This window comes from Pseudarthrobacter ribosi (genome assembly GCF_055412865.1).
The window spans coordinates 1-21,846 of record NZ_JBVAYZ010000007.1 but is presented as its reverse complement, the minus strand read 5'-3'; the positions used below and the strand labels follow the sequence as shown (position 1 = coordinate 21,846).

At 70.1% G+C, this 21,846-nt stretch carries 10 protein-coding genes; all 10 read right to left on the bottom strand.

Annotation, left to right across the window (positions count from 1 at the left end; all coding sequences use genetic code 11):
- Window positions 1-20 precede the first annotated feature (20 nt).
- Window positions 21-4,466, bottom strand: a complete 4,446-nt coding sequence (locus ACZYZ5_RS09140) for a type VII secretion EssC family protein (protein WP_463901141.1) — start codon at window positions 4,464-4,466, stop codon at window positions 21-23.
- The gene (locus tag ACZYZ5_RS09135) at window positions 4,463-5,197 is read right to left on the bottom strand and encodes a hypothetical protein (RefSeq protein WP_463901139.1); all 735 of its coding nucleotides are present in this window, start codon (window positions 5,195-5,197) and stop codon (window positions 4,463-4,465) included. Before ACZYZ5_RS09135 ends, ACZYZ5_RS09140 begins: the two co-directional genes overlap by 4 nt.
- Before the next feature lie 33 nt (window positions 5,198-5,230).
- Window positions 5,231-6,919 carry a serine/threonine-protein kinase gene (locus ACZYZ5_RS09130; RefSeq protein WP_463901137.1) on the bottom strand — a complete coding sequence of 563 codons (1,689 nt, stop codon included), beginning with the start codon at window positions 6,917-6,919 and terminating at the stop codon, window positions 5,231-5,233.
- Window positions 6,916-8,829, bottom strand: coding sequence for an FHA domain-containing protein (locus tag ACZYZ5_RS09125; RefSeq protein WP_463901135.1), 1,914 nt, complete (start codon window positions 8,827-8,829; stop codon window positions 6,916-6,918). The genes ACZYZ5_RS09130 and ACZYZ5_RS09125 overlap by 4 nt, the downstream gene beginning before the upstream one ends.
- Window positions 8,826-9,878: a PP2C family protein-serine/threonine phosphatase gene (locus ACZYZ5_RS09120; protein ID WP_463901133.1), complete on the bottom strand. Its 1,053-nt coding sequence runs from the start codon at window positions 9,876-9,878 to the stop codon at window positions 8,826-8,828. Before ACZYZ5_RS09120 ends, ACZYZ5_RS09125 begins: the two co-directional genes overlap by 4 nt.
- The gene (locus ACZYZ5_RS09115; RefSeq protein WP_463901131.1) at window positions 9,875-11,122 is read right to left on the bottom strand and encodes an RDD family protein; all 1,248 of its coding nucleotides are present in this window, start codon (window positions 11,120-11,122) and stop codon (window positions 9,875-9,877) included. Before ACZYZ5_RS09115 ends, ACZYZ5_RS09120 begins: the two co-directional genes overlap by 4 nt.
- A 278-nt stretch (window positions 11,123-11,400) precedes the next feature.
- Window positions 11,401-13,959, bottom strand: coding sequence for a transglutaminase-like domain-containing protein (locus tag ACZYZ5_RS09110; protein WP_463901129.1), 2,559 nt, complete (start codon window positions 13,957-13,959; stop codon window positions 11,401-11,403).
- Window positions 13,956-15,287: a DUF58 domain-containing protein gene (locus ACZYZ5_RS09105; protein WP_463901127.1), complete on the bottom strand. Its 1,332-nt coding sequence runs from the start codon at window positions 15,285-15,287 to the stop codon at window positions 13,956-13,958. Before ACZYZ5_RS09105 ends, ACZYZ5_RS09110 begins: the two co-directional genes overlap by 4 nt.
- A gap of 110 nt (window positions 15,288-15,397) precedes the next feature.
- Window positions 15,398-16,372, bottom strand: a complete 975-nt coding sequence (locus tag ACZYZ5_RS09100) for an AAA family ATPase (RefSeq protein ID WP_463901126.1) — start codon at window positions 16,370-16,372, stop codon at window positions 15,398-15,400.
- A 121-nt stretch (window positions 16,373-16,493) separates the two neighbouring features.
- The coding region (locus ACZYZ5_RS09095) for an Ig-like domain-containing protein (RefSeq protein WP_463901125.1) at window positions 16,494-21,846 on the bottom strand (5,353 nt) is incomplete at its 5' end.

Genomic DNA, 21,846 nt, shown 5'->3' with positions numbered 1-21,846 from the left:
TACAAGCAGTACCGCTCCGCTTAGTTCCGGTTCTCCGGCGGCAGCGCGACCTGGAGCTTGCGGACCTTGCCGCGGCCCACGATGTAGCCGCGGCCGGGGATGAAGTCCGTGCTGACCCGGCCCAGCGAGGTGCTGAGCAGGCTGTCGCCCTCGATGTCGCCCGGGTTCAGCAACAGGCCCCGGCGGCCGGACTTGAACGGCTGCGCGAGGGACCAGGCCGAGGACCAGGTGGAGGTCTCGGATTCGCCCACCACCCACTGTTCGGCCTTGATCGAGGCGGTGATGAGCCGTTCGATCCCGGATTCCGCTCCCGTGTCGGTGAAGTCGGTCAGCCCCTCGATGAAGATCGCGAGCTTGCCCGGGGTGCCGGTGGAGTAGTCCACCAACTCATCGATGGTTTCCTCGACGTCGTCCGCGCCCACCACGGAGCGGTCCCAAAGCTTCAGGGACGCCGCGGCGGAGCGCCGGGAGCCGATATACAGCAGTTCGACGCCGGGATTAGAACGCCGCAGCGCGTAGGCCAGGGTCACCAGGGCCACGGTGCGGCCGGAGCCGGGCGGGCCGGCCAGCAGCAGCGGGCCCTTGGCCAGGATCTCGGCGGGCTGGAGCGTCTCGTCGTCGACGCCGATCACCGGCAGGTCCGGGCTGCCGGCGGGCAGGATGTCGAGGTCGATCTGGTCCGGCAGGCGCTCGATCTGCGGGGCGCGTTCGACGCCCTGGCGCAGCATGGCCTCGGTGAGTTTGTGCACCTCGCGGGCCTGCACGGCAAGGTTGGAGTTGCCTCCGAGTACCGCGAGCTGAACCTCGAGGTTGCCCAGCAGGCCGCGGCCCGGAGGCGAGGCCTGGCCCAGGACGTCCTTGGGCACATCCATCGACAGGTAGTCGTCCTCGGAGGAGAGGCGCAGCACCAGCCGGCGCTGGATCGAGGCCAGCAGCGACGCCGGCACGGAGTTGGGCCGGTCCCCGCTGACCACGAGGTGGATGCCCAGCGGACGGCCGTCGGTGGCCAGCTGCAGGAAGATGTCCCACAGCGCGGAGAGCTTGCTGTATTCGTAGGCCTCGCGGAACGCGGACATGCCGTCCACCAGCACGAAGATCCGTTTTTCCTCCGGCCGTTGCGCGAGGGTCCGGTACTCCACGATGGTCGACGCGCGGACCTCCGAATAGCGGGCGGCGCGGTCATCGGCGAGGTCCCGGAGCCAGCGCAGCAGCCGGCCGACGCGTTCGACGTCGTCGCCGTTGATGATCTCGCCGACGTGCGGCAGCTCATCGAGCATCTTCAGCCCCGACGAGCCGCAGTCAATGCCGTAGACGTTCACCGGCCCGCCGCGCGGGGTGACCGCGGCGGCGATCGCGATGCCGCGCAGGGCCGCGGACTTTCCCGAACCGCCGGTGCCGTAGATGGCCATGTTGCCGTCCCGGTCCGGCTCGTAGAACACCGTGGGCTGGTCCTGATGGGCCGGGTCGTCCGCCACCCCGAGGAGCAGCCGCTCGTCCGTGCGCGGGTTCGGCAGCCGGGAGAAGTCGTAGGTGGTGGCGAGTTCGTCCAGCCAGGGCTTGCGCGGCGGGTCGATGGAGAGCACGTCGGCGGCCCTGATGATGTTGGCCGTCATCCGGGCGATGTCGTTCAGGCCCGCCGCCTCTTCCTTCACCGGGGTCTCCGGTGCCGGGGCGGCCCAGGCCGGGCCGGAGCCGAAGGCCATCTCGACGATCTCGATCTGCGGCCGCTGCGGCTTCTCGGTGGTCCAGCCGCCGGCGTACCCGGTCTGGAAACCCTGGATCCGGCCGGGGCCGGTCTTGGCGGCGCCGCGTCCGGGAATGGACGGGTCAAAGTAGGCGGCCGTCGGCACGCCGAGGATGTCGATTGCGTCGTCCACGTCGGCCATCCGCAGCGCCACCCGCAGGTTGGTGTTGGCGCGCAGGCTTTCCTTGATCACGCCGGCCGGGCGCTGGGTGGCCAGGATCAGGTGCAGGCCCAGGGAACGGCCGCGGGCGGCGACGTCCACCACACCGTCGACGAACTCCGGCACCTCGGTGGCGAGGGCCGCGAACTCGTCCACGATGATGATCAGGTACGGCGGCGCGTCCGGGTCCGCTTCGCGCTGGAGTTCCAGCAGGTCCTTGGCCTTTTTCCGGTTCAGCAGCCGTTCCCGGTGGTGCAGTTCGGCCCGCAGCGAGGTCAGCGCGCGGCGGACGAGGTGCGGGGAGAGGTCGGTGACCAGGCCCACGGTGTGCGGCAGGTGCAGGCAGTCCGCGAACGCGGCGCCGCCCTTGTAGTCGACAAAGAGGAAGCTCACCCGGTCCGGGCTGTAGGCCGCGGCCATGCCCATCACCCACGACTGCAGGAACTCGGACTTGCCGGCCCCGGTGGTGCCACCGACCAGGGCGTGCGGACCCTCGTTCTTGAGGTCGAGGTAGAGCGGTTCAATGCCCTTGGAGCCGACCAGGGCCCGGAGCGTGCCGTTGTCCTTGCGGTTGGGCACGGCGGAGGCCCGCACCGAATTGTTTTCGGTCCAGCGCTCGGCCACGGCCGCCGGGTTGTCCAGGAAGTCCTTGCCGATCAGGGTCGCGTAGGACACGGCACGCGGCAGGTCGGAGTCGTCCTCCAGCGGCTTGCCGACGTCGACGACGGGTGCCAGCATGCGGGCCAGCTGGGCGGCGAGGCCGGCGTCGAGGCTTTCGCAGCTCACCGGGAAGGTGTGCCGGCCGAGCCGGACCTGGCCGGTGGTGGTGCCGTGGTCGCCGTCGACGGCCATGAAGTCCCGGCACGCGGCCGGAAGCTGCTGCACCGAGGATGCCACCCACATCACGTGCACGCCGGAGTCCGGGCCCCGTTCGAGGACCCGGGTGAGCCGGCCGCGGTCCACCGGGGCGTCGTCCTCGACGACCACCAGCACGGTGGGCAGGAGCGGTCCCGGAAGGTCCGTGCTGAGCGGGTCGACGCCGGGCCGCAGGGCCGGGCGGGGCGTCTGGGAGCCTGCCTCCCGCTGGTCAATCAGGTCCTCGAGCCGGGACAGCAGGGCAGAGCCGCCCGCGGGGCCGGCGGCGAGGTGGTCGCCGCTGAGCGGGCTGTGGCCGGAGCCGACGTGCGGGAGCCACTGCAGCCATTCCCAGCGTTCCTTCGACTGCGCCGAGGTGATGGCGGCCAGCACCACTTCCGCGGGTGAGTGCAGGCCGACGAGCTGCAGGACCATGCCGCGGGCCACATCATCGACGAGGCCGCGGGACCCGGCGAGGCCGAAGGACCCGGCGGAGCGCAGCTGCGACACGATCGGCACGCCTTCGATGTCCCGGAACTGCGCCATGCATTCCTGGATTTCGACCATGTATTCGGCCTCGGTGTCGTTGCTGTTGGGCTCCTCGAACTGGATCCGCGAGGGCCCGGTGCCCAGGCCGAAGCGCAGTCCCAGGAAGCCGGTGTGCTCGGGCCGGTGGGTCCAGAGCAGCGGGCCGAGTTTGTAGATCGAGTCGACTGTGTCGCTGACCGAAGGTGCTTCCTGCAGCCGGACGGAGCGTTCCACGTTCTGCAGCCGGGTGATGTCCGTCCGGAAGACGGCCATGGACTCGCGGAACTGCTTGAGCTGTTCCTTGCGCTCCCGCTTCGCCTGCAGCTTCTGGTCCACGTAGTGGCCCACGATGAACAGCGGCATCATCAGCATAAACACGACCGAGAGCACGTTCTGCGTGACGGCGAACAGGATGCCTCCCATCATCAGCGGCGCGAGCAGCATGATGTACGGGAACGCGTGGTGCTCCTGGCGCTTGGGCCCGGCCGGAAGCATCCGTTTCTGCAGCTCGAACCGGGGCACCACACGCGGCGAGCGGTTGAAGTCGATCAGCGGCGAGCTCGGGGCGGAACTGTGCCCGGTGCCGAGCGAGACCACCGAGACGGTGGTGTCGCCCAGGGCCACGGTGTCCGAGGAGTTCAGTGTGGCGCGGGTGACCGGCAGCCCGTCCATCAGCAGCCCGTTGGCCGAATTCGTGTCCACGATCTCGACCGTCTCGCCGACCGTGATCCGGGCGTGCCGCTTGGAGGTCAGCGGGTCCGTGAGCCGGATGTCGACGTCGCGGTCGCGGCCGATGTAGCTGGTGCCCGACGGCAGCGAGAATTCGCGTCCGACGTCGGGCCCGGACAGCACGCGCAGCGTCGCCGCCGCCGGTCCCCGGCTCGCGCCGGGCGTCGCGAACTGCTCACTGAGCTGGGTCAGCGCGACAATGGAGCCCGGCCGCAGCCCGGATTCGAGCAGGTTGTCCTTGCGGTCCAGGATGCTGCCCTTCATGCCGCCGGCGGCGAAGGCCTCCTCGATGCTCAGGGACAGGTTCGACGGCGGAGGGGTTCCCCGCCGTGCCGGATCGGCCGCCCAGAGCTGGGTGGCGATGTCCGCCACGGTGGCGAGTCCGTCAACGGTGACGGCGAGGTCTTTGGCGTCGGCCGGGTCGCGGCGCAGCGTCAGTCGGATTCTCACGCTTCGTCGGCTCCAGTCAGTTCTTCGGTCTTGGGCTGTTCAGTGTTGTGCTTTTCCAGCAGGTGCAGGTCCGCGGGCGTCACCAGGTGGGAGGTGACGGCATGTTCCACGAGCCGCGCGCGGCGGTTGGTGGCGAGTTTCCCGCCGCCGCCCCGCAGACCGGCGACCCCCACCTTGTCGAGCTTGTCGCACACGTTGTCCAGCTTTCTGTTGAACCGGGTCAGGGCCCAGCCCAGGGTTTTGGCGGCGTCGGCGGAGGACGGGATGGCGCTGAAGCCGGTCCCTTCCCGGCGCAGCATGGGCTCGGCGAGGGCCACGATCAGGGCCTTCTGCGAGTTGGTGAAGAGCACGGGGCCGATCGTGGTGTCACCGCCGCTGTCCTCGTCGCGGGACTGTTGCCGGAACGCGGGGGTCCTAAGGTGCGCGGCAAACTCGTAGGTGGTGGGGCCCGCGGTGAAAATGACGTTGGTGTGGCTGAAGACCAGCGGAATGCGGGCGCCCGGAGCCAGCCACGCCTGCATCCCCCCGGAGGCATCGGCGATGGTCGCGGAGAGCATGCTGCCGACGTTGCTCAGCCACCAGATGCCGTCATAGCGGGCGATCTGCAGGAACTGCCGGTGCAGGTAAGGGTTGTCGTCCACCTCAAGGTCGCCTTCGCGGCCGATGCTGAAGATGTCCTCGTCCGTGGGTTCATACCACTCGCCGCAGAAATCTATCGCCAGATCCCCCATAATCCGTGCCTTTCTGGAAAGTCGTTGGTGCTGCTAGTTCGGGACGCAGGCGATGGAATCGGGGCCTAGTGGCGAGGATGCCCCGTCGCTGCGGACGATCATGACCTGGATGCAACTGGGTTCGGCCGGGTTCGCCGCGATTTCCGCGGCGGGCCCGGCGGACGACTGGTAGTCTCCTCCGCCCTTGAGCGTGTGGACCCGCCATTTGTAGCTGTCGCCGGTTTTCGGCTGCGGGTTGGTCCACGTAAAGCTGACCTTCCCGGCCGGACCGGCCGCCCCGGCCAGCCCGGTGACGTCCGGCACGGTGCCGTTGTCCAGGGCGTCCGCGGGCGGTTTGCTGACCTGGTCCGTGGCCTTCGGCGCCGGCTCGGGCCGGGTGGTGCCGGCCACGACCCCGAGGGCGACGGCGGCCACCAGGACGGTGCCGCCGACAATGGAGAGCAGCAGCTTGCGACGGCCGTGACCGGCCGGCTGCTCCCCCGCGCCTTCGTCCCCGTCGCCGGCGGGAGACGCCGCGCTGGAACGGTTGACCGTGGCCGCAAGGTCGTCCTCGGCAGCGGGAGTCCGGTCGGCGGTCCGGGCGGCGCCGGGCGCAGCGAAGCCGGGCAGCGCCGGGCGCTGGACGGTGGCGTTGTTGGAGGCGGTGGCGGTTTTGGAGGCGCCGGCGTTGTTGAAGGTGGTGGCGTTGTTGAAGGTGGTGGCGTTGTCGAGGGTGGAACTCGTGTCCGCGCCGGGGAACCGGGCCGGGAAGGTCGGGGTGCTGCCGGTGGCGTCCGGGTCGATCGCGGCGACGCTGCGGACCCTGGTTTCCTCGAAACCGTCGTCCGGCTGGTTTTCCTCGGGGCGCGGCTCCTCCAGGACTTCGAACGATGTCACGGAGAGGTTCAGTTCGGCTTGGATCCGCTGCAGGGCCAGCGCGAAGGCGTGCGCCGAGGAGTAGCGGGAGGAATCGGACTTGGCCATCGCCGTCGAGAGCGCCAGTTCCAGGGATTCCGGCACGTCGGCGCGGCCCAGTTTCGGCACCGGCAGGTTGGTGATCCGTGAAATCAGCTCGCGCTGGGAGTTGTCCGCCCCCGGCAGCACAAACGGGGACCGTCCGGCCAGCAGGGTGTAGAGGGTGGCGCCGAGCGCCCAGACGTCCACCAGGACGCCGTCGACATTGTGGCCGGTGAACTGCTCCGGCGGGGACCACGGGATGGACATGCCCGCGTCCTCGTCCGCGTCCCCGGCCAGGGTGCCGGAGATGCCGAAGTCCGTCAGGGCGGGCCGGTTGTAGTCCGTGACCAGGATGTTGGCCGGTTTGATGTCCCGGTGCGCGATTCCGGCACGGTGGGCGGTCTCGACGGCGGACGCCACCTGGATGCCGATGGCCAGGACCTCGTCCACGCTGAAGCGCTGCCGCCGGTAGCGGACGTCCAGGCTGGGACGGGAACAGTACTCCATGGCGAGGTAGGAATGCCCGGCGTCGGTGATCTCGGCTTCGAAGATCGTCACGATGTACGGGTGGGAGGACAGTTGCGCCATGAGGTTGGCTTCGGATTCGAAGCGGCGGCGGGCGCCTTCGGTTTTCAGGTCCGAGAGCAGCACCTTGACGGCCACCTTGCGGCGTGGCCGGTCCTGTTCATAGAGGTAGACGTCGGAGAAGCCGCCGGAGCCGAGCAGGCTGATGTAGGTGAAGCCCGGGATGACTGGCGGCGGGGCGACGGGCCGTTTTGAACTCACGGGATCTCCTCAAAGCGCAGCGAGATGCCGTCGCCGACTTCCGCGATGTCGCCGTCGAGCAGGATGGCCATCTCGCCCTGGGCCAGCCGGCGCGGCGGCTGGCCCTCGCGGACCAGGACGGTGCCGTTGGTGGCCTTGAGGTCGCAGAGCATAACGTGCCAGCCTTCCAGCCGGACCTCCACGTGCGAACGGGAGATATCGCCGCTGGGGCTCGCCACCTGGATGAGTTTGGGCATCACGGCACCCTGGACGCGCGAGACCGAGGGCTGGCGTCCCACGATGAGTGACTGGTCGAGGTCGACCAGTTCACCGGTGGACAGCCGCATCCGGCCCAGGCGGGGCCGCCGGACCTGGACGCCGTCCCCGGGAAGCGGCTGGCCGCAGCGGCCGCACTGGGAGCAGGTGGAGGGGTTGGCGTGGCCCTGCGGACAGACGCGCGCCAGCACCATGGGTCCGGTGGCCGGTTCCGTAGCCGGTCCCGTGGACTGGCGCTGCCCGCCGGGCGGCCGCGGGCCGGCCCCTGCGAGCTCGCTCTTCATGATTGTCTGGCCGTCGTGGTCGGCGTCCGCTTCGGGCTGCCGGGCAGGCAGTGGCAGGGCAGGCGGCAGCGGAGCCGACGGCGGCAGCGCCGCGGCCGGCGCAGGTACAGGCGCCATCGGCGGCGGGGACGCCAGGGATGCCCCCGACGCCTCGGGCACCTGGGGCGTCTGGGACCGTCGGTCGCCGCCGGTGTGCCAGGGGACGGAGTCGATCAGCCCGGTGGGCAGCGCCGGGCGTGACGGCGCGGGCGGTTCCGGCGCGGGAGCGGGGACGGCTTCGCGTTCCGCGGCCTCCTGCGCGCCGGCCGGCGCCGGTTCAGGCTCGGCGCCGGCGGAATCGGTGCTGGCGGAGTCCGGGGCGGACTCGACGGCGAGTTCGGCGTCGGGGTCCTCGCGGACGGCGGCGTCTTCGATGTTCCGTATCACCGTCTGTTCCCAGAGGTGGTCGTAGCTGCCGGTCGGCTCCTGTTCAGCCGGTTCCGGTGCCGCGGCCGGCGGCTGCGCGGACGGTTCGGGCTCATATCCGGACGCTGCAGGGTCGGCGTCCGTGGCCGGTACGGGTTCGGGTTCGGGTTCAGGTTCGGAGACCGCTTCCGGTGCACCCCGCAGGGTTCCGTCGAGCTCGAGGTCCTCACCGGGGAACTCCAGCACGGTCTCCGCGGAGGCCTCGTGCTCGCTCAGCTCGGCTGCGATGTCTGCTTCGGCGGCCGCCAGGACCTCGTCCTCCACCGCTGCATCGCCCGTCACTGCTTCGCCCATCGCCGCGTCGTCCATCGCTGCTTCGTCCTCGGCCGTTGCCCCGGCGTCCGCCGCGGCCGGATCGGCCACAACGGCAGTGGTCGCCGCGGCAAGGGCGGAAGGGACCGCCGGCTCGGCGGCACCGGTGAAGTCCACCCGCAGGCCCTGGAGCAGGACCACGCCGTCAGCCAGCGGCAGGTCCGCCGCGGCGCCGGAGGTCCGTGCGGTGTCGGAATTCCGTGCGGTGTCGGCAGCGGGGACGGTCAGGCTGAATCCGTCGGCCGCCGCGAAGCGCCGTTCCGTCCAGGTGGTGACCTCGCGGCCGCTCAGTTCCACCGGGCCGGAGGGCAGGTCCACGGTGAGGTCGATCTCGCCGCGCAGGAAGACCTGAATGGAGCCGCGGCGGGCCACGATCGCGAACCACGGCAGCCGGGCGAGCGAACCGCCCGAGGCCGAGGACACGGCGTCGAGCACCTCGTGTGCCTCGGGGCCGGTGGCCAGCAGCTCCCACAGCGAGTCCACCAGGGCCGGGGCGCTGCCCGGGCGCAGCAGCACCACGGTTCCGGAGCGCACCACACCGAGCCAGCTGCCGGGTGTGTAGCGCGCGGCAGCGGCGGGGTTATTTGCCATCATTTCGGGTCCTTGCCCTGTCCTTCAGAAACGTGTTCTTCAGAAACCTGTTCTTCAGAAACCTGTCCTGCGGAGTCCTGTCCTGCGGAAACCGGGTCTTCAGCAGCCGCCTCGTCGGCCGGCGTCGCGCCGGCCCCGGAAACTTGTTCCCCGTTGGGGGCCAGGTCCAGGGCATCGGTCCGCGGCAGGGTGTCCTCGTCCTCCGCCGCGGCGGCGCTGCGCGGCGCGGTCCGGGCGGCGCCGTCGTCGTTGTGGACATTGGTGGCGTCCACGACGATGCAGGTGACATTGTCCCGGCCGCCGCTGCGCAGGGCCGCCTGGATGAGCTCATCCACGGCCGTCTGCGGGTCCGTCTGGGAGCGCAGGATATTGGAGATGTGCTCGTCGTCGAGTTCGCCGTTGAGCCCGTCGGAGCAGACCAGGATCCTGTCCCCCTCCTCGATGGGCAGCAGCCAGTAGTCGGCCTCGATCTCGTCGCCGGTGCCCAGGGCCCGGGTGACGACGTGGCGGCGCGGGTGCACGGCGGCCTGCGCCTGGCTGATCTGTCCGGCGTCCACGAGTTCCTGGACCTCGGAGTGGTCAACGCTGACCTGTTTCAGCTTGCCCTGGCTGAGCCGGTAGGTCCGGGAGTCGCCGATGTTGAGGACCAGCCAGTACGGGACCCCCATCTGCTCCACCACCACAACGCCGGACAGTGTGGTCCCGGCGCGGGCGCCCGTGGCCTCGCGGATGCTTTCGTCGGCCAACAGCAGGTGCTCCTGCACGACGCCGGCGGTCGCGTCCCGCCCGCCACTGGCCAGCTGCGGGATCCGGGCCAGCGTGCGGACGCAGATACCGCTGGCAATCTCACCGGCCTCGTGCCCGCCCATGCCGTCCGCAACGGCGAAGACAGGATCGGAGGCAATAAAGGAATCCTCGTTCATTTCGCGGCGCAGGCCGCGGTCCGTGCCGTAGCCGGCGTTCAGCCGCAGGCCAGGAGGGCCGCCCAGGGCCGGCACGGGGTCGGCGCCGGAGTGGGCTGGGGTGGGAACGGAGGCCGGCTGGGGGATCATGCCTGTCCTAGGTAGAAGGAGCGGTCACCGAAGTGCACGGTGGACCCGGGGCGGACGTGGGTGGGCTCCCCCGCCGCGAGGGCGGTACGGATACCGTCCGGGGTGGTGACGGAGCTGCCGTTGGTGGAGTCGCGGTCGGTGACCCAGATCCCCCCGTTTCCGGCAAGCAGGTGCAGGTGGGTCTTGGAAATGGAACGGCCGGGATCGGCGACCGGGACGAGCTGCGCGGTCTCCTCCCCGGGCTGTCCGGCGGGGTTCCGGCCGATCAGCACGGTGCGGTCCAGCTCGATGTCGCGGCCGTCGTCCAGCCGGATCCGGAGCATCGCCACGGTGACCGGGGCGTGCGTGTCGCCCCGGACCTGGGTGCGGTCGTGGTCGTCGTCGGGGTGCGTGCCCGGCTGGAAGGCCGCGGCGGGCGGCGCGAACGAGGCGGCCTGGGGTACCGGCTGCTGTCTGGCGGGCCGGTGTTCGACGGCGGGCGCGGGCGGCTGCCACTGGTTGGGATCGAGCACGGCCGGAGCCGCCGGAGCCGCCGGGGCAACCGGGGCAACCGGCGCGGCGGCCGGCGCAGCAGCTGCGGCGGCCGATCCCGCCGCCAGCGGCGACAAGACCTGCTGTACCGGGGGCAGGTCCATCGGCGCGAAGCTGTACGGGCCCTGGATGCCGCCGGTGGTGATCGAATTGCGTCCGGCTTTGACGTCGAAGACGAGAACCTTGGCGGCCGTGTCGTGCCAGCCGCGGAGGCGGCCGTTGCGGTCCCAGGTGTTGGAGAGCACCACGAGGACAGCCCAGGCCGCGCCCAGGATCAGGAGCGGTCCCAGCACCAGCAGGGCGACGCCGAACCACTGGAAGATCACGACCGCGGCGGCGGCGGCCACGGCCAGCAGCACGCCGGCGCCGGTGATGAGGCCGCGGAGGAACACCGCTCCCCCGCCCGGGGCGAAGCCGTCGGCATCCGTGCTGCGGATGCCCATCAGCCGGTTCCCCGGAGTCGCGCCGGAACGGGCTTCGAGCGTGGCGGCAACCGCCGTGTAGATCAGGGTGAGGCCCGCGCCGATGCCGCCGAACAGCACCAGGGACGAGGTGTCGTAGACGATGAAGCCCCCGCTTTGCCTCCTGGTGACCCCGGCGAAGCCGATCGTCAGCAGGATGACCAGGATGGTGACCGGCGGCAGCCAGTCCAGCACGGCGGCCCCCAGCCGCTTTCCGGCGGCGGCAGGTACCAGTTCAAGCTTGTTCGGCATGGAAGGTCCTCCCCCTGGTCCGCGGCCCGTGGCTGGGCCCTGCGTTACGGGGATACTACCGGGGATCAGTCCGGGGTGCCCGGCGGCGGGGTTCCGGGCGTCCGCGCCGTCGGGACCCCGCGGGTGCATCTCCTGCGGGTCCCGGGGCGCGGGGAGTGCCCGCACGTTGCGGACGTTCCGCGCGGAACGGTTGCTCAGTGGCGTCCCGCAGGAGGTGCAGAAAGCGGCCCCGCGGCAGAGCGGCTGCTGGCAGCGCGGGCAGAGCTCGGCGTCGTCGGTCATGGCTTCTGGCGGTTCTTCCTGGCGGTCTGGCTGGCGTCGTCCGGGGTGTCGGCAGCAGCATCAAGGCGGGCTGCCGCCGGCGGAACGGACTCCACTGTACCGGCAGGCTTTTCCGGACCGGCGGGCGCCGCGCGCTTCCGGCCGGGGCGGGCCGGCTGGAGGCCCCGCAGCGTGAGCGCTGCCCGGCCGTCGGCCAGCAGGGAGCGCGGCGAGAACCGGGCCCGCTGCCGGCGCCAGAACCCGAGGGTCCCGGTCATCTCCTTGAGCGAGCCGTCCACGGTCTCCCAGTACCGCAGGACCTGGTCCTCGCTCGGCTGTCCGGCGCCGAAGATTGCTGCGTCGGCCCGGGTGGCGAGCAGGGTCGTGGTCCCGCCGGCGGCCGGGAACGCGTCGGCGAGCACGACGGCGGACTCGCGCCGGGTGGCGCGGCTGTCGAGGCCGGCGCCGAGGTCCGTCGCCAGGCTGACGACTTCGTTCCAGCCGCCGCCCACCCGCTGCGCCGGGTGGCCTGCGGTGAAGCGGGACTTCCGGCGGCGGGACTTGAGCAGGGCGATCAGGAGCAGCGGCAGTGCCAGGATCGCGATCGGGATCAGCGCCAGGCCGATGGCGGTGAGCAGGGGGCCCCAGAAGAGCCAGGGGTTGTTCTTCTTCTCGTCGGCGTCGAGCGCATCCGGTGAGGAGTCGGGCGGAAGGTCCGCGGGCTCCTGCGGCGGGGGCGGCGGCTGCAGCACCTGCGGCTTGGGCTTGGACTTGTTCTCCGGGTCCGGCGGGATCGGCACGTTGTCCTTCGGCGGGGTGGGGTCGAAGGACACCCAGCCCACGCGGTCGAAGGCGACCTCGACCCAGGCGTGGACGTCCTTGCCGGTGATCTTGACCTCGCCGGCACCGTTTTCCGGGCTCTTGGGATCCGGGTAGAACCCCATCACCACGCGGGAGGGGATGCCGAGGTGGCGCAGCATGAGCGACATCGCCACGGCGTACTGCTCGTCGTCGCCCAGCATCTGTTTGGCGGTGAGCAGGCTCCGGACGCGGTTGGCGCCGTGGCCGGAGACGCTGGGCAGCTGGCCGTCGGCGATCAGGCCGTTGCTGAAGGCGCCCTTCTTCTGGAAGTGCGCCTCGATCTGGCGTACCCGGTCAATCGCGGTGGGGGCATCCGCGGCGAGGTCGTTCGCCTGGGACCCGACGACGGGCGGCACCTCCGCGGGATCCGGGAGGGACATCGGTGCGAAGTCGTACTGCGTCAGCTGCCCGTGTTCCAGCGTTGCGGGATCGGCCACCTGAACGCGGTAGGAATCGCCCTTCGCCAGCCCCCGGGTGGTCACGGCCGTGTCCGTGCCGGCGTTGAAGTACAGGCCGGACGCTGCGCCGGAGCTGTCGCGGGCGAAGCTGATGCCGGTGGTTTTGCTGCCGCCGGGCAGGAAATAGCCCTCGTAGTCCTCGACCGTGATGTCCAGCGTGTAGTTGGTGGCCGGAACGATCCCGGTGGAGTCGGCCAGGGTGTTGAGGGATTTCGCGTCGCCCACCTTGCTGAAGCTGCCGGAGCCGTTCGGGTCCATGTTGTAGTTAGTGCCGTTGAAGGAGTCGAGGGCGGCGAGCCGCACCCGGGCGTCTTTGGGCAGGCCCTTGACGACGAAGAGGTTGTCGTCCTTTTTGTCCTTGACGAAGTTGCGGAAGCTCGCCAGCGGCGTCACGTAGTCCTTGGGATCGAACGGCGGGACGATCGTGTTGCGCAGCACGCGGCGGTCGTCGCTGGCAGTGACCAGCGGGGACGCGACGGCGGTGACCGCCACGGCGACGGCGATCACGGCGGCGGCGGTGCCCAGCCGGCGGAGCGTGGCCGCGCGGGCGGTGGCCTCATCCGTCTCCAGCCGGTTGACGGAGACCTTGCGGGTGTCACTGCGGCGGAGTGCGTCGCGGCGGAAGGTGGCCCAGGCGATCGCGACCACGGTGAGTGAGATGCCGCGTTCCACCGTGATGAATCCGGCGTTTGTGCTGAAGGCGATGCCGGTGACGAACAGGACCAGCACCGGCAGCAGCGGCCAGTACGGGCTCTTGATCCGCCAGATCAGCAGCCCGGCCGCCAGAGCGGTGAGCAGCGAGCTCAGGAACGGCACAATCAGGGTGCCGCCGGCGGTGCCGACCGGCACGCCGACGGTGAGCATGTCCTTCCAGGCGAACACCACGCCGAGCAGCAGGGTGCGCAGCGAATCGAGCGTGGGCAGCACCCCGGCGAAGGAGGCCTCCGGGACGGCCAGCGCGGTGCCGAAGACGAGGTACGCCCCGAGCGTCAGGGCTGCGGTGATCAGGAGCCCGAGCCGGAAGTGCACCGCGGCCGCCGCAAGGGCCAGACCCAGCAGGATGCCGCCGAAGCCCGCGACCAGGTAGTAGGGGTCGCCGCCGAAGCTGAGACTGAAGCCGAGCACACCCAGGCCGAGCAGCACGGTGAGGGCACCGGCGTCGAGCCAGAGGTGCCAGAGCGGCTGGCCGCCGGTGAAGCCGGAACGCTTGGCAGCTGCCGCGTGGTTGCGGGGGCGGAGCGGGGTTGCGGTGCTCATGCTGCCGCCTTCCTCAGCACGATGGCCAGGTCAGAGAGGTCGCCGAGGGTCAGCACAGTCAGGTCCCCGATGTTCGCCCGGGCCGGTGCGGCGCCGGACTGGAGCCGGACGGCGAGGGTGCGCACGCCCAGCGGCACCGCGGCGGCGGCGGAGCGCAGCTGGGTGGGGGTGACGTTGCTGCCCACGATCAGGAACACCACGGAGGCGTTGGGGACGGTGTCCGCAAGGCTCCGGGCGAGGTCGACGGCGCTCTTGCGCTGCGGCGCGCCAACGATCCGCGTCATGTCATCGAGCATGTTGCGGCCGGTTTCGCAGCGCAGCGGGCCCTTCTGGGTGAGCACATCGAGGTCACGCTGTTCACGGATGGCCTGCCGTCCGATCGATGCGGCGGCGGAGATGGCCAGCTCGAACTCCTCTTCGGAGGCGTATTCGTCCGTGTTGATGGACAGCGAAATGGCGAGGTGCGCCCGGCGGGTTTCCTCGAACTGGCGGACCATGAGCTTGTTGGTGCGGGCCGTGGTCTTCCAGTGGATGTGCCGCCGGTCGTCGCCCGGCACGTAGTCGCGCAGCGCGTGGAAGGACACGTCGGCGCTGGACAGGTCCGTGGTGGGCATGCCCTCGAGGTCGCGGATGAATCCGGCGGCTGAGCCGGCCAGCGCCGTGGTTTTCGGGTGCACGTACAGGTCCTCGGGTTCGGTCCAGAGCACCTGGCGGCGCAGCAGGTGCAGCGGGTCGGCGCGGACGGAGCGGACCGGACCCACCACGATCACGGCGCGGCGGGCGGTGGGGATGGTGAACAGGTCCTCGTGGACCTGCTGGGGTTTCATCCGGGGCAGGTGGAACACCGCAGTGGCGGCCCCGACCGGGAGTTCAAGGTCCGCGGCCAGCAGAGGCCGGGCGGAAGTGTTGGAGACAGCAATACTGCCGACGGCGCTGTCCCCCACCGCCACCCGCGTCCGCGCCAGATCCAGGACAACGCCGTAGGAGGAGCGGCCCAGGATGAAGCCGACGGCGAGCACGAACAAAACGAACGCGGCGATCGCTGCCGCCTTCGCCTCCTGCCAGCCGAACGCCTGGCCGACTGTCCAGAGCAGGATCGAGGCCGCCAGCACGAACCAGCCCAGGAGGCTCACCACGGACAGGACAGGCCACACGTAGCGCAGCCACAGCGCGCGGACGGCGCGCCAGGCCGGGGCGAGGGCCAGGCCTGCAGTGCTTCCGGCCTCGGTCCAGAGGGAGCCGGGATGCAGCCGGGTGGGCCTGCCGTCCCGTTGGAAGGGCCGTTGCAGGCGTTCAGCAAGCCGGGTCAGCGGAGTGCTGGAGGACATATGGGTGCCTTTGTTCGTGCTGGGTTTTCTGGGTGCCGGTGGTGGTGGCAGTCGGTGCTGCCGGGCGGTGCTGCTGCCGGCCTGCTAACCGGTGCTAGGAGCCGGTGTTATTAAACAAGGGCTGCACGCTGCTGCGGTGCGGCGACCGCGGCGAGAACGCGCGTCAGTACGGCCTCGGGGGTGGCACCGGAGAATTCGGCTTCCGGGTCCATCACGAAGCGGTGGGTCCAGACGACTGCGGCCAGGTCCTTGACGTCGTCCGGCAGCACGAAGTTGCGGCCCTGGCTGGCCGCCCAGACCTTGGCGGCGCGGACCATGGCGAGGGAGCCACGGACGGAGACGCCGAGGCGGGTTTCCGGGGCGTTGCGGGTCTCCTCGCACAGCCGGGCGATGTATTCGAGCACGGCGGTGTCCACATGCGTCGTGGCGGCAAGGTCCGCCATGTCCGCGATCGCCTGGGTGGTGATGACGGCGGTGATGTCCTTGGAGCGGTCCTTGAGGTTGGCGCCGCCGAGCAGCTGCACCGTGGAGGCGTGATCGGGATAGCCGATGGAGGTCTTCATCAGGAAGCGGTCCAGCTGGGCCTCGGGCAGCCGGTAGGTGCCGGCCTGCTCGATCGGGTTCTGGGTCGCCATCACCATGAACGGCCGGCCGGCCTCGTAGGTGGTTCCGTCCACCGTGACGCGGGACTCCTCCATGACCTCCAGCAGTGCCGACTGGGTCTTGGGCGAGGCCCGGTTGATTTCGTCGGCCAGGACGATGTTGTTGAAGATGGGCCCCTTGTGGAACTCGAACTTCTGCGTCTTCTGGTCATAGATGGTCACGCCGGTGACGTCCGAGGGCAACAGGTCCGGGGTGAACTGGATGCGGTTGTTGGAGCCCTGGACGGTGGCCGCGAGGGCACGGGCCAGCGAGGTCTTGCCGGTGCCCGGCGCGTCCTCGAAGAGGACATGTCCCTCGGCCAGCATCGCGGTGAAGGTCAGGCGGATGACGTGGGACTTGCCCAGGACGGCCTGGCCCACGTTCGCGACGAGCGTCTCGAAGGTGCCGGAAAACCATTCGGCCTGTTCGGTGGTCATGGTCATGGGTTGGTCCTCTTCTGTTCTGGGTGAATCTGTTCTGGATAATTCTGTTCTGGGTGAACTTGCCGGGTCTGCCGCCGGTGCGGAGTCCCGGTAACTCCGGCGGCAGGTCTCGGTGCCGGCATCAGCAGCCGCCGGGCCGGGGCCCGAAGAGATCCACGGTGGTGGACTTGACGAACCAGCCCGGGTGGCTGCCCTGGGTCACGCGGTACCAGGGGGTGCCGTTGCCGTAGATGTCCTTGGTGCAGTTGACGTTCAGCTTGCCCTCCGTCCGTTCCACCCAGCCGACGCCGCACGACGGCCCGCTCGGACTGTAGGTGTCCCGTTCGCCGGGTTTGCCGGGGCAGGTACTGTTGTGCGCCTGGATCTGGGAGGTGGGTACCGGCGGCGGCGGTTCCGACCCGCTGCGGGACGTATCGCTGCCGATCCGCCCGTTCTGGCCGCCGCTGATGGCACGGACTTCCAGGGTGTGTGTCTCGCTGAAGCCCACGCCCTTGGAGAAGGAGCGCTGCTGCGTGTCCTGCCAGCCACCTGCGCCGTCGAGCCGGTACTGGTAGCCGGTCACGGGGCGCCCGTTGCCGTTCGGCGCGGTCCAGGTCCAGGAGACGGTTTTGTCTCCCACGCCACTGCTTTTGGCTCCCGTGACGGTCGGGGCGAACGCCAGACCGTAGGGGTTGACCGAGTCGGACGCGGGACTCGCGTCGCCAGCGCTGCTGCTCCGCGAGGAGACCGCCCAGACCGTCACCGCGGTGGCGGTCCCGTTGGGGGCGGCAACCACCGCGCCGCCGGCGGGGATGGTTCCGCCGGCACCGCTGGACGTGAGCTTGTAACGGTAGGAAATCTCGCCGGCGCTGGACCCGTTCCGCTGCTCTGCGGTCAGTCCGGTGAAGCGGACGTCGATCTTGCCGCCAGCGCCGCCGGTATCCACCAGCGTCACCGCCGGTTTGGCCACCATTGCCGGTTTGCCGACGGCGCGCACGGCGGCGGACTGGGCGCTCGTTCCGGAGGTTCCGGCCTTGTTCGAGGCGGAAACGGTGAAGGTGTAGCCCGCCTCCGAGTTGTCCACCGTGACATTCTGCGTGGTGCCGGACACCTTCTGCGTGGCCACGGCAGCCCCGCCGCGCAGGGTGGTGAGCGTGTAGCTGGAGATGGCGTCGCCGTTGCTGTTCGGGGCCGTCCAGTTCACCTTGAGCTGGCTCTGGCTGCCCACCGAACCGGCGGCGGTGGCAGTGGGCGCTGCGGCCGTGGCGGGCACCCCGGCCGGGGTTTCCGCCGCCGAGTAGGCGCTCCATTCGGAGGGCTCCTTGGCGTCGTTGCGGGCCAGGACGCGCACCTTGTACGCGACGCCGTTCTTGAGGCCCTTCCAGACGTAGCTCACCGAGCTGAGGTTCTGGATCTGGGCGTTCTGCCCGGCGGGGGCCGGAGAGATTTCCAGGTCATAGTACTTGACCGGTGAGCCCTTGGACGCCGGCGGCGCCCAGGTCACCGTGAGCTGGGTGTCGCCGAACTTCACGGCCGGCGCGGCCGGAGTGTCCGGTTTGACGTCCGGGCGCACCTCGGCCGATGCCGGGGACCGCTCGGATTCGCCCAGGGCGTTGGTGGCCGTGACCTGGAAGTGGTACTTGGAGTTGTTAGTCAGGCCGGTGAGGGTGCAGGAGTTGGCCGGGCAGTCCTGGCGGAAGCCGGCCTCGCCGTACACGGTGTATTTGGTGATGGCCGCTCCGCGGTCCGCCGGGGCGGTCCAGTTCAGCAGGGCAGTGCTGTCTCCCACGCTCCCGGCCTGCGGCGTGGTCGGCGCCAGCGGCTTGTCCTTGACCGTCAGCCGGATTCGGGCCGTCGCGTAGCGGGACGCTTCGCCGGTCTTGTCCGCCACGGTGTAGGCCACGATCATGGTTCCGGAGAACCCGTCGGCCGGTGTCACGGTCACGGTGTCCCCGGTGACGGCGGCGGTGCCCTGGCCGGTTTCGGTCGAGGCCGACACGATCTTCAGCGCCGTCTCCGGGAACGGGTTGGCGTCGTTGTCCAGCACCCGCACGGTGACGGGCTTGCCGGCCGCGGCGTTGGCTTCGGCGTCGTCGTTGGCCACGGGCTTGGGCCGGTTGGAGGCGGTGACGGTCAGCTGGTAGGTCGCGGTGGCTTCGAGCCCGCGGGGGTCCGTGGCCTTGACCTGGACTGCTCCTGCAGCTCCGGCGGCGGTGCCGTCCTTGGCGGAAGCCTTCAGGGACGTGCCGTCGATGCTGGCGTCGAATCCTGCCGGGACGCCGCCCACCAGTTCGTACTTCATCCGGTCCACGTCGCCGTCGTCCGGGTCGGTGGTCAGTTTGGCCAGGTCGGTGGTGGTGGAATCCGCCTTGGGGACCTCCACCGGGCTGCCCAGCAGCACCGGCGGGTTGTTCCGGTTGGGGTCCGGGAGCACCCTGGTGCGGATGCTGAGCGTGGACTTCAGTCCGGCCTCGTCGTCCGGGCCGGAGCCGTCGGTGACTTCGAAGCTGAGCGAGCCGGGGCCGACGTAGTCCTGGCCGGCGGTGTATTTCAGCGCGGTGCCGTTGCCGGCCACGGGGTCGGAACCGTCGGCGCCGATCAGTTTGATCCGGTCGGTCTGGGTCAGGCGCGGTGAGCGTCCGTCGCGGACCTTGACCCAGTCTTTGAGGTCCACCGTGACGGACTGGCCGGCGATGACTTCAATTACCTCGTCCTTGGCCAGGGTGGGGACCTGCTGGCCCACACCCGGGACCCAGATGATGGCGGTGGATGTCTGGCCATCGAGGTCCTCGACGGTGTACGGGATGAGCTGCGGCTGTTCGGTCAGTTCCACGATCATGCTGCCCTCGGCGCCGGGCCGGGCGGTTTTGGCGTCGGTGGCGATCTTGAGGTTCTCGCCCACGCCGTCGGGGTCCTCGTCGTTTTTGAGGACGGGGACGTCGACGGCGGTCTTGCCGAGGGTCTGGGCGGAGGTCACCCGGTCGTCCCGGGCGATCGGCGCCTGCAGCGGCACGTCCTGCTGCACCTTGACGGCGATGGCGGCCTGCGCTGTGGCGCCGCGGTCGTCCGCCACGGAGTAGCGCACGTTGACGGTTCCTTCCTCGGCCGGAGCCAGCAGGATGATGCGGGAAGACTGCTTGCTGACGGTGGCCTGCAGTTCCGGAGCGGCTTCGATGCCGTCGCTGATGAGCCGGATCGGGTCGCCGTCGGGGTCGGTGTCGTTGCCGGTGGCGTCCACGGCGATCTGCCGTCCGGGGCGGACCTTGACCTCGTCGTCCACGGGGGTGGGCAACTGGTTCGTGTCCCCGCGCGGGGCGATGCCGACAGTCACGGTGCCGGTGTTGACGGCGCCCTGCCGGTCGACGACTTTGTAGCGGAACGTGTCCGTGCCGGCGCCGTCGCCGGCCGCCGTGAAGTCGATGAAGTTGCTGCCCACGGTGGCGGTGCCCATCGCCGGGGTGCTGTCGATTCCGGTCAGTTGGACGGAGTCGCCGTCGGGGTCGATCCCGTCGAGCTCCACCGGAATCCGCACGGACCCGGCCGCCACCACGCGGGCCGTGAGGTTCTTGGGCTGCGGGCGGGAGTTTTCCGCGCCCTCGAGCGGCAGGATGTGGATGGTGACGGCCGCGGCGCTCTTCTGGCCCTGCGGGTCGACGGCGTTGTAGATCGCGCGGACGGTCTTGGGTTCCGCGCCGGCAATGAAGCGGAGCGTGTTTTCGGAGACGAAGCTCTTCCCGTCCGTTTCGGGGACGGGCTGCGGCAGGACGGGATCCACGCTGAGCTTCTCGCCCTGGGGGTGGGTGTCGTTGGCCAGCACCGGGATGGTGACGACGTCGTTGACGCGCACGTTCACCTCGTCCGGTTTGGGCTGCGGGGCCTCGACGACGGCGGGTGCCGGGACGGGAACCACGGAGACGCTGCCGGTGGCCGACTTGGTGCCGTTGGACATGGTGTAGCGGAAGGTGAACGGGTCCTTGGTGCCGATGACGTCGGTGATCCGCAGGACGCTGTGGTCAATCACGCTGACCGAGGCGGTCGCGTTCTCGGGCAGCTGGACGGATTGCAGCACCAGCACGCCGCCGGACGGGTCCGAGTCGTTGGCCAGCGGGTCCAGGAGCACGCTGCCCCCGACGGGCATCAGGGCGACGTCGTGGACGGCGACCGGGTTGCCGGCGTCCTTGCCGGATTCGACGTCCACGCGGATGAGGCCCTGGCTGCTTTGCGGGCCGTTGCTGGCGATGTACGTCAGGTAGATGGGGCCGGGGGTGCTGCTGCGGAAGGTGAAGGTTCCGCCGTCGGTCACGGGACCCAGTTCCGCGGTGCCGGCGGCTTCCACCTGGGCCAGGCGCAGCGCGCCGCCGTTGGGGTCCACGTCATTCTTCAGCGGCGCGATCACGAGGTCCTGGCCGACGACAGCCGTGACGTGGTCGGCGTTGACCACGGGCTGCAGGGCGCCGGGAGGCTGGACGTTGACGGTAACCTTGCCGGTGCTGGTGGCGCGTCCGTCCCAGACGGTCACGGTGACAGACTTCTTTCCGGGCGCGGCGCCGGAGTCCTGGTAGGTGAGCAGGCCGTCGCGGCGGATCTTGACCTGGTCCTGGTCGTTGTCCGCCTTGGCGTCCATCAGCACGAGGTCGTCGCCGTCGGGGTCGGTCCAGTCGGTGAGGATGTTCTGGCTGACGGTTTTGCCCTGCTCCACCAGCATGGTGGTGGGCTCGCCGCGTTTGAACAGGGGCGGTGTGTTCTCGTCGGGGCCAACGACGTTCAGGGTGATGCTTCCGGCGGCGGAGAGGCCGCGGCCGTCGGCGGCGTTGTAGCCAAAGTTTTCGGTGCCGGGCTTCGCGTCGGCCGGGACGGTGATCTGGAAGGCCGTGCCGCCGTAGATGTTTTCCAGGCTGCCGGACGCCGGGCCGTTGTTGCCCACGGAGGCGGTGAGGACGTCGCCGTCGGGGTCCGAATCGTTGTCCAGTACGGACAGGATGGTGGTGCGGCCCGGGCGGACGCCGACGGCGTCGGGGGTGGTTTCCGGGGGCCGGTTGGGTTTGGTGCGGTCCGGCAGGACGTTGACGGTGTTGGTGTCCGCCGACTCCTGGTCCTGGTCATCGGACTGGTTCTTGGGCGGGACGACGTCGTCCCAGTTGTTGACCAGCTGCATGTTCTGGTTCACCAGCCACACATTGCCGGAGTTCACATCGTTGAGGACCACCAGGTCCCGGTTCACCCGGAACGCATACGACGGCGACGCACTGGCCTTGGGCACATCCACCGTCTTGTCATCGGCATCATTGACGCACTCACGGACATACTTGTTCGCCCCCGACCACGCCGCATGCACACACCCGGCCAGCTGCACCGGCGCCGCCGGCACACCCTGCCCGCCGAACGTCACCGACTTCGCCGTCGAACCATCCAACGGCTGGTGCAGCAGCGCCTTCGGCGTCGCAACCGCCACCGCGTCCGCCGCCGGACCGGACAGCTGCAGCTTCGCATCCCGC